6 protein-coding genes and 3 tRNA genes are annotated in these 7,816 nt (G+C 66.1%); 2 read left to right on the plus strand and 7 right to left on the minus strand.

From position 1 onward, the window contains the following. Positions 1-150: 150 nt before the first annotated feature. The 4 genes from AAG565_RS15530 to AAG565_RS15545 form a co-directional block, all read right to left on the minus strand. Positions 151-552, minus strand: coding sequence for an SWIB/MDM2 domain-containing protein (locus tag AAG565_RS15530; RefSeq protein WP_348820558.1), 402 nt, complete (start codon positions 550-552; stop codon positions 151-153). 116 nt (positions 553-668) lie between these two features. Continuing rightward, positions 669-2,654, minus strand: a complete 1,986-nt coding sequence (locus AAG565_RS15535; RefSeq protein WP_348820559.1) for an acetyl/propionyl/methylcrotonyl-CoA carboxylase subunit alpha — start codon at positions 2,652-2,654, stop codon at positions 669-671. Positions 2,655-2,673: 19 nt separating this feature from the next. Further along, positions 2,674-4,284: a carboxyl transferase domain-containing protein gene (locus tag AAG565_RS15540; protein WP_348820560.1), complete on the minus strand. Its 1,611-nt coding sequence runs from the start codon at positions 4,282-4,284 to the stop codon at positions 2,674-2,676. After that, positions 4,281-5,450 carry an isovaleryl-CoA dehydrogenase gene (locus tag AAG565_RS15545; protein ID WP_348820561.1) on the minus strand — a complete coding sequence of 390 codons (1,170 nt, stop codon included), beginning with the start codon at positions 5,448-5,450 and terminating at the stop codon, positions 4,281-4,283. The genes AAG565_RS15540 and AAG565_RS15545 overlap by 4 nt, the downstream gene beginning before the upstream one ends. Before the next feature lie 147 nt (positions 5,451-5,597). Between AAG565_RS15545 and AAG565_RS15550 the strand changes: the two genes are divergently transcribed. Together AAG565_RS15550 and dksA are read left to right on the plus strand one after the other, a co-directional pair. Continuing rightward, positions 5,598-6,203, plus strand: coding sequence for a TetR/AcrR family transcriptional regulator (locus AAG565_RS15550; protein WP_348820562.1), 606 nt, complete (start codon positions 5,598-5,600; stop codon positions 6,201-6,203). 486 nt (positions 6,204-6,689) lie between these two features. Further along, positions 6,690-7,145: an RNA polymerase-binding protein DksA gene (dksA, locus tag AAG565_RS15555; protein WP_348820563.1), complete on the plus strand. Its 456-nt coding sequence runs from the start codon at positions 6,690-6,692 to the stop codon at positions 7,143-7,145. Between the two features lie 76 nt (positions 7,146-7,221). Here dksA and AAG565_RS15560 read toward each other — a convergent pair. The 3 genes from AAG565_RS15560 to AAG565_RS15570 all read right to left on the minus strand — a co-directional run bounded on the left by AAG565_RS15560 (position 7,222) and on the right by AAG565_RS15570 (position 7,674). After that, positions 7,222-7,306 (minus strand) — tRNA-Leu (locus tag AAG565_RS15560). A 141-nt stretch (positions 7,307-7,447) separates the two neighbouring features. Then, positions 7,448-7,521 (minus strand) — tRNA-Cys (locus AAG565_RS15565). A 77-nt stretch (positions 7,522-7,598) separates the two neighbouring features. Beyond that, positions 7,599-7,674: transfer RNA gene (locus AAG565_RS15570), tRNA-Gly, on the minus strand. Positions 7,675-7,816 lie beyond the last annotated feature (142 nt).

Here is a 7,816-nt window from a genome sequence, read left to right on the forward strand (position 1 = left end):
AAGATCAAGGTCATCAAGCGCATGGCCTACGGCTTCCGCGACGACCACTACTTCTTCCTCAAAATCCGCGCAGCGTTCCCCGGAATCGGGTGAAGAACCAAAAAAACGGCGGCCCGGACACGGTGTCCGCGCCGCCGTCGCTGGAGCGCCTCAGCTGATGTGGCGGCTGACCAGCTTGGTCATCTCGAACATGCTGACCGACGACTTGCCGCCAAAGATCTTCTGCAGCTTGTCGTCCGCGTTGATCTGGCGCTTGTTGACCTTGTCCTGCAAGCCGTTCTTCTTGATGTACGCCCACAGATTCTTGGTGATCTGTCCACGCGGCATCGGCTTGTTGCCAACCACCTCGGCCAGCACCGGACTCGGCGTCATCGGCTTCATCAGCGCCGCATTCGGCTTGCGCTTGGCCTTGGGCTTCTTCGCCGCCGCCTTCTTGGCCGCCGGCTTCTTCGCCGCGGCCTTTTTCACTGCCTTCTTCGCGACGGCCTTCTTGGCCGCCGGCTTCTTCGCCGCGGCCTTCTTCGCCGCGGGTTTCTTCTTGGCCTTCGCCATGTACTGTCTCCCAGAGTGTGCACCCAATACGGGCACCGTATCCTAGCTCGAAAAACAGACGCTGACAGCAAGTGCGTGAAGCGCCGCCGCGCCCGAGTGCGTGCCTGCGGCGCGACTCAAGTGGTTCCTTCGAAGTCGATCAGCTCGACGCCGTCCTTGACCTGATCGCCAACGGCGTACAGGAAGGCACGTACCCGGCCTTTCGATGGCGCACACAGCGTGTGCTCCATCTTCATCGCTTCCATCACCAGCAAGGGCGTCCCTTTCTCCACGTCCGCACCGACGGCGGCGAGGATGGCGACGATCTTGCCCGGCATCGGGGCGACGAGTCCGCCGTGGCTGTCCTGCGCCTCGCCGGCGTGCAGCAGCGGATCGATCCGTCGCAGCACGCTGCGGCGGCCGGGTGTGAACACGTGAAGCTGTTCGGATCCTTCGACCACCACGGCGGTGGTGCGGTGCTCGCCGATGGCAAAGCACAGCGCCTCGGCAGCATCCGAGATCCGCACCGGCTGTCCACCCAGCTTGAGGCCCTCCGTGCCGTACTCGACTTCGACCGCCTGGGTCAGCGCCCCGGCGGCGAACTCCAGCCGCCGCGTCTGCACGCCGTTCATGCGCCAGCCGTCGGCGATCCCCCACGGAGAATGCGAATCGGCCGAGTGCTGCGCGCGCTGACGCAGACGCTGCGCCTCGCGCGTCAACGTCCACAGTGCGGCGGCTTCGACCGCCACGGGCGCCAGCTTGGTCTCCGCGGCCAGCAGCTCGTCGCGTGCACGCTCGATCAGGCCGGTATCGACACGACCCGCGCGGAACTCGGGATGGTCCACCAGGCGTGACAGGAATGCGAGGTTGTTGCCGACCCCGACGATCCGGAAATCGGCCAGTGCGGCGAGCATGCGCTCGATCGCGCGTGCGCGCTGCGCGTCCCACACGATCAGCTTGGCGATCATCGGATCGTAGTGCGGGCCGATCTCGTCGCCCTGCTCGACGCCGCTGTCGATGCGTACGTTGGCCGACGGCGTCGGCGGCGCGTAGTGCGCGAGGCGACCGATCGACGGCAGAAAACCCTTTTCCGGTTCCTCGGCATAGACACGCACCTCGATCGCGTGGCCGTTGAGCGGGACCTGATCCTGTGTCAGCGGCAAGGGTTCGCCGGCGGCGATGCGCAACTGCCATTCCACCAGGTCCTGGCCGGTGATCATCTCGGTGACCGGGTGCTCGACCTGCAGGCGCGTGTTCATCTCCATGAAGTAGAACGCACCGGAAGAGTCGGCGATGAACTCGACGGTGCCCGCGCCGACGTAGCCGACTGCGCGCGCAGCATCACAGGCGGCTTTGCCCATCGCAGCGCGGCGCTCCGCACTCATGCCCGGAGCCGGCGCTTCCTCAACCACCTTCTGGTGCCGGCGCTGCGCCGAGCAGTCGCGTTCGTGCAGGTGAATCACGTTGCCGTGCATATCGGCGAACACCTGGATCTCGATGTGGCGCGGACGCACGAGGTACTTCTCGATCAGCACGCGCTCGTCGCCGAAGCTGCTGCGCGCCTCGCGCTGACACGAAGCGAGCGCGGCGCGGAAATCCTCGCTGCGCTCGACGATGCGCATGCCCTTGCCACCGCCGCCGGCCGAGGCTTTGATCAACACCGGGTAGCCGATCTGGTCGGCCTGCCCATGCAGGTAATGCGCGTCCTGTTCGTCGCCGTGGAAGCCCGGCACCAGCGGCACGCCGGCGCTGTCCATCAGCGCCTTGGCCGCGGACTTGGAACCCATCGCGCGGATCGCTCCGGCCGGCGGGCCGATGAAGACGATGCCCGCGTCGGCGCAGGCCTGGGCGAACGCCGCGTTCTCGGACAGGAAGCCGTAGCCCGGATGGATCGCCTGCGCGCCGCTGTGCTTCGCGACCTCGAGGATGCGCTCGACGCGCAGGTAGCTGTCGCGGGAAGCGGCGGGACCGACGCAGTGCGCCTCGTCGGCAAGGCGCACATGGCGTGCGCTTGCATCGGCCTCGGAATACACCGCGACCGTGCGGATGCCCAGGCGCCGGCAGGTGGCGATGACGCGGCAGGCGATCTCGCCGCGGTTGGCAATCAGGATCTTCGTGAACATGGTCATCGCGTCCGCGAGGTCACATCCGGAACACGCCGAAACGCGTCTGCGCGATCGGCGCATTGAGCGCTGCGGACAGGCCCAGCGCGAGCAGGCGCCGGGTCTGCGCGGGATCGACGATGCCGTCGTCCCAGAGCCGCGCGGTGGCGTAGTAGGGGCTGCCCTGGCGCTCGAACTGCTCGCGCGTCGGCGCCTTGAACTTCTCCTCGTCCTCGACGCTCCAGGTCTTGCCCTGGGCTTCGAGGCCGTCGCGGCGCACCGTGGCGAGCACGGACGCGGCCTGCTCGCCGCCCATGACCGAGATCTTCGAATTGGGCCAGGTCCAGAGGAAGCGGGGCGAGTAGGCGCGACCGCACATGCCGTAGTTGCCGGCGCCGAAGGACCCGCCGATCAGCACGGTGAACTTCGGCACCTGCGCGGTGGCCACCGCGGTCACCAGCTTGGCGCCGTCCTTGGCGATGCCGGCGTTCTCGTACTTGCGGCCGACCATGAAGCCGGTGATGTTCTGCAGAAACAGCAGCGGGATGCCGCGCTGCGCGCAGAGCTCGATGAAGTGCGCGCCCTTGACCGCGGACTCGGAGAACAGGATGCCGTTGTTGGCGAGGATGCCGACCGGATAGCCGTGGATGTGCGCGAAGCCGGTGACGAGCGTCGTGCCGTAGCGCGCCTTGAACTCGTCCAGGCGCGAGCCATCGACGATGCGCGCGATGACTTCGCGCACGTCGTAGGGCTTGCGCGTGTCGGCCGGGATGACGCCGTAGAGTTCCTCGGGGTCGTACAGCGGCGCTTCCGGCGTGCGGAGATCCACGTTCGGCCGCTTGACGATGTTGAGGTTGCCGACGATGCGACGCACCAGCGCGAGCGCGTGGTGGTCGTTCTCGGCGTAGTGGTCGGCCACGCCGGAGATGCGCGTGTGCACGTCCGCACCGCCAAGGTCCTCGGCACTGACGACTTCGCCGGTGGCGGCCTTCACCAGCGGCGGACCGCCGAGGAAGATCGTGCCCTGGTTCTTGACGATGACGGTCTCGTCCGACATCGCCGGCACGTAGGCGCCGCCGGCGGTGCAGGAACCCATCACGCAGGCGATCTGCGGAATGCCCAGCGCAGACAGGTTGGCCTGGTTGTAGAAGATGCGCCCGAAGTGTTCCTTGTCCGGGAACACCTCGTCCTGCATCGGCAGGAAGGCACCGCCCGAATCGACCAGATAGACGCAGGGCAGGCGGTTCTCGCGCGCCACTTCCTGCGCACGCAGATGCTTCTTGACCGTGACCGGGTAGTAGGTACCGCCCTTCACCGTCGCGTCGTTGGCGACGATCATGCACTCGCGGCCTTCGATATTACCGATGCCGGCGACCACACCGCCGCAGGGTACTTCACCGCCGTACATGCCGTGTGCCGCCAGCGGCGACAGTTCCAGAAACGCCGAGCCCGGATCGAGCAGGGTGTCGATGCGCTCGCGCGCGAGCAGCTTGCCGCGCGCCGTGTGCTTCTGGCGTGCCGCCTCCGAGCCGCCGCGGGCGGCCTCGGCGGTGGCGCTGCGCAGTTCATCGACCAGCCGGCGCATCTGCGCAGCATTGGCGCGGAACTCCTCGCTGTTGCTGCGCAGCTTCGATGCGATGACGTTGCTCATCCGCGCTTCGACTCGTTGAACAGTTCGCGGCCGATCAGCATGCGGCGGATCTCGGAGGTGCCGGCGCCGATCTCGTAGAGCTTGGCGTCGCGCCACAGCCGGCCGGTGGGAAACTCGTTGATGTAGCCATTGCCGCCCAGCGCCTGGATCGCCTGGCCGGCCATCCAGGTCGCCTTCTCGGCGGCATAGAGAATCGCGCCGGCTGCATCCTTGCGCGTGGTCTGTCCGCGGTCACAGGCCCTGGCCACCGCATAGACGTAGGCGCGGCACGCGTTGAGGCCCACATACATGTCGGCGAGCTTGGCCTGCATCAACTGGAACTCGCCGATGCTCTGGCCGAACTGCTTGCGGTCGTGCACGTAGGGCACGACCACGTCGAGGCAGGCCTGCATGATGCCGAGGGGCCCGCCGGAGAGGACGACACGCTCGTAGTCGAGCCCCGACATCAGCACGTTGACGCCGCGGCCGACGACACCGAGCACGTTCTCCTCCGGCACCTCGCAGTCCGTGAACACCAGCTCGCAGGTGTTGGAGCCGCGCATGCCCAGCTTGTCCAGCTTCTGCGCGGTGGAAAAACCCTTGAACGACTTCTCGACGATGAAGGCGGTGATGCCGCGTGGACCGGCATTGACGTCGGTCTTGGCGTAGATGATCAGCGTGTCCGCATCGGGACCGTTGGTGATCCACATCTTGTTGCCGTTGAGCACGTAGCGGTCGCCTTTCCTGTCGGCGCGCAGCTTCATGCTGACCACGTCGGAGCCCGAGCCCGGCTCGCTCATCGCCAGCGCGCCGACGTGCTCGCCGCTGACCAGCTTCGGCAGATACTTGCGCTTCTGCGCCTCGTTACCGTTCTTGCGCAGCTGGTTGACGCAGAGATTCGAATGGGCGCCGTAGGACAAACCGATCGCCGAACAGGCGCGCGAGATCTCCTCCATCGCCACGACGTGGGCGAGATAACCCAAGTTGGCACCGCCGTACTCCTCCTCGACCGTCAGGCCGAGCAGCCCCAGCTCGCCGAACTTCCGCCAGAGCGGGTGGGGGAACGCGTTGTCCTGGTCGGCCTTGGCCGCCAGCGGCAGCACCTCGCGCTCGGCGAAGCGCCAGGTCAACTCACGCAGCCGGTCGATGTCTGCCCCGAGGTCGAAGTCGAGACTGGAAAAACGCATGTCGGGGCTCCTTTAGAGAAATGCAGTGCTCGACGCGGCACGCACGTCCTCGCGCCCGATGCGCCGCGTGCCGCGAAGCCCCGGCATTCTAGACAGCAGCGCGCAACAAGTGAATCATCATTCGCAAAACTGACAAGGATTCATGACATGGCCTATCGACGGTCGCCGCTGATGCAGGAGCGGCTCGCCGAAAACCGACAGCGGATCGTGCGCGCAGCGCGCAAGCTGATCGCCAGAGATGGTTTCCGCGGTGCGTCGATGACCGCGGTCGCCGCCGCGGCGGGCATGTCCACCGGCGCGCTGTATCGCTATTTCCCGTCGAAGGCAGAGCTGTACGTGGAACTGCTCACCGAGGCGGTCCGGCACGAATGCACGATACTCGAAGGCATCGTGTCCGGCCGGGGCACCGCACGGCAGCGCCTGCGGGCGGCAGTCGAGTCGTTCGCACGCCGCGCGCTGGAAGGCCCCAACCTGGCTTACGCATTCATCGCCGAACCGGCCGATCCGGAAGTCGATGCCGCGCGCATCGTCTGCCGCGAGCAGTTCAGCGCGGTGTTCGCCAAGGTGCTGAAGGACGGCATCGCTTCCGGCGAGTTCCCGCCGCAGCCTGTCGATGTCAGCGCCGCCTGCATCGTCGGCGCATTCACCGAAGCCCTCGTGCGCCCGGTGACGCCGAGCGTGCGCCACGCAAAGGACAGCACGCTCGTCGCCGCGATCGCCGACTTCTGCACACGAGCCGCCGGAGCCAAGTGAATCTGAGACTTAACATAATATACATTATGCATGCTCATGTACGAGGCACGACGAAAACACTTTGACCATCAACGATCAGGGGTGTATAACGCCCGCCTTTGCGCTGACGTTCCCAGCCCGCATCTGTGAGTGGTAAGTACGATGACAGCCAAGAAGGCAGGCAAACCAACGAAGACTGGAACCCACAAGACGCAGGCCAGCAAGGCGGCTGGCGCGGGCCTGTTGGGGCGCCTCAAGGGGGCTTTGACGAAGAAGCCGACGCCCGCCAAGCCGGGTGCGAAGGCGGCCAAGAAAACCGCCGAAAAGCCGAAGCCAGCGATGAAAAAGACGGCCCCGGCGAAGGCCGCGCCGTCCGTCAAGGGCAAGACTGCAGCGGCCGCCGCTCCGGCCCGTCCCGCCAAAAGCGCTGCGGCCAAGGCCGTCGTCAAGCCGTCGTCTCCACCGTCCGTTGCCGGCAGGCAGTCGGCACACCCACCGCAACGATCCGTGATCAAGACTGCCGCCAAGAAGGCTTTTCCGCTGGCTGCCGATGGCTCCCTCACCGAGGATGCCATCAAGGCGATGTCCGACGACGATTACATGAACGATGCGCAACTCGAGTTCTTCCGCCGGCGCCTGCTGCAGATGCGCCAGGAAGTGCTGCAGCGCGAGATGGACGTCAAGGAACGCCTGCACGAGCGGGAAATGTTCGCCGATCCGGCGGACCGCGCCACGGCCGAGGAGGAACACTGGCTGGACCTGCGCCTGCGCGAGCGCGAGTCGCTGCTGCTGCACAAGATCGACGATGCGCTGCGGCGCATCGAGGCCCGCGAGTACGGCTATTGTGAGAAAACCGGTGATCCGATCGGCATTCCGCGACTGCTGGCACGTCCGACGGCGACGGTCTGCGTCGATGTGAAGGGACAGGACGAGCGCGTCGAGGCACAGTACCGCGATCGTTGACCGAGCTTCCCTTCCCTTGGAGTCGATGTCCACCACGCCCCGCGCCGCGGGGCGTTTTGCTTTGTGCAGCAGGAGTTGGTGCGACCGGCCGGACTCGAACCGGCATGCTTTGCGGCGGCGGATTTTAAGTCCGCTGCGTCTACCCGTTCCGCCACGGTCGCCTGGCGACGATGGTACTGGAACAGTACCGATCCGGCAGCGTGCCCGGCCTCGTCCCGCTCAGAGGCTTGCGGATGAGCCGTGCCCACGACGACGAAAGCCCGGGTCGTCGGCGCCGGGCCTGCTGTGCACACGGATGGGAATGGAGGCTAGGGTCGGAATTGAACCGGCGTACGCGGATTTGCAGTCCGCTGCATGACCACTCTGCCACCTAGCCTTACGTCCGGAGGGCCGCGATTGTAGCAGGCACCCGGAACAAAAAACCCCGCAGGACTTCCTCGGGGTTCGTGAAACTGGAGCGGGAAACGAGGCTCGAACTCGCGACCTCAACCTTGGCAAGGTTGCGCTCTACCAACTGAGCTATTCCCGCGTGAGGAGGCGCATTGTACTGGGCGCCTGCACCAAGTCAAGCACAAGCCTCTTCCAATGACACATGAGCCTGAAGGGGGTGCGTGATTCCAACGTGAAGTGAGCCTGAAAGGCCGGCGGGGCGGCGGGATCATCGGAGGATG

Origin of the sequence: Fontimonas sp. SYSU GA230001, from assembly GCF_040066175.1 — a bacterium.
Lineage (GTDB): Bacteria > Pseudomonadota > Gammaproteobacteria > Nevskiales > Nevskiaceae > Solimonas.